1 protein-coding gene is annotated in these 1171 nt (G+C 76.0%); it reads right to left on the bottom strand.

The genetic code is table 11. The annotated features are described in order from the left end of the window. Positions 1-186: 186 nt before the first annotated feature. Complete coding sequence (locus ESO86_RS17300; RefSeq protein ID WP_207207215.1) at positions 187-885, bottom strand: SDR family NAD(P)-dependent oxidoreductase; 699 nt, start codon at positions 883-885, stop codon at positions 187-189. Positions 886-1171 lie beyond the last annotated feature (286 nt).

Raw genomic sequence — 1171 nt, 5'->3', positions numbered from 1 at the left:
GTGGATCGGCGCGGGCGTGCTGGCGGTCGCTGCCGCCGCCCTGGTGGCGTTCCTGTTCGTCCGGCGGACACCGCGGGGGGCGGATGCCGCCGACGGCTCGTCCGGGCCCGACGCGGGGGAGCCGTCCGACGACTCGCAACCGCGCGACTGACGTGCGCTGCCGCTCGGCGCGGCCTCGGTGCCGACTCAGGCTCCGGTGAAGGCGTCGGGCGGCAGGCTCGTCGAGCCGTCCTCGATCGCGCGGACGAGCCGATCCGCGACGTTCGCGGGGTCGTGCCCGTGCGGGAAGCGCGGCGCCGTCCCGAAGAGCGGTCGGTCCGCGAGCCCGGTCTCGGTGTGACCGGGCCGGGCATCGACGAGACGGATGCCGCTGCGCCGGAGTTCTCGCCCGGCGGCCGCGACGTACGCCGCGAGCGCCGCCTTCGATGCCGAGTAGCTCGCGAGCCCGGCCGTCGGGAGCTCCGAGACGATTCCCGAGATCGTGAGCACCACCGGCTCGTTCCCCTCGGCGGCCGAGTCTCGCAGGCTCGGCAGGGCGACCGAGATGATGCGCATCGGCGCGAGGGCGTTGACGGTGAACATCGTCTCGAGATCCCGCCCGGCGGTCTCGGCCACGCCGTCGAACCCGACGACGCCTGCCGCGACGACGATCGCGTCGAGCCCGCCGAGCGCCTCGACGGCTCGATCGACGATCGTCTCGGGAGCGTCGGCTTCGGTGAGATCGACCGCGACGGTCGCGGCGCCTGCCGAGGCGCCGAGCCGCGCCGGGTCCCGGCCGTGGAGGACGAGCCGCGCTCCGCGCTCCGCGAGGCGCTCGGCGATCAGGGTTCCCAGCGCGCCGCTGGCCCCGACGACGAGGATGCGCGCCTGCTCGATGCGGGTCATGGCGCGAGCCTAGGTCGACGCGGCGCACGCGACGGACCTTCACAGCAGACTCGCACCGCGACCCGTCCTCCCCGTCGGGGCACGAGCCCTCGGCCTTCCGGGTCCGGCCGGCCTGTCGGGACCGCCGGGTAGGGTCGACGGGTGACCTGGAGCGAGCACCCCGAATCCGCCGGCGCACCCGCGTGGGCCGACGAGGTCCCGTGGGATCCCGACGAGCTCGCGCCGCCGGAGGACGAGTGGGCGCCGCCGCCGCCGTCCGACCCGGTCGGCGGGTCGGCGACGAGCG

The organism is Agromyces binzhouensis (assembly GCF_004135055.1).
Lineage (GTDB): Bacteria > Actinomycetota > Actinomycetes > Actinomycetales > Microbacteriaceae > Agromyces > Agromyces binzhouensis.
This window is presented reverse-complemented; position numbering and strand designations above follow the sequence as displayed.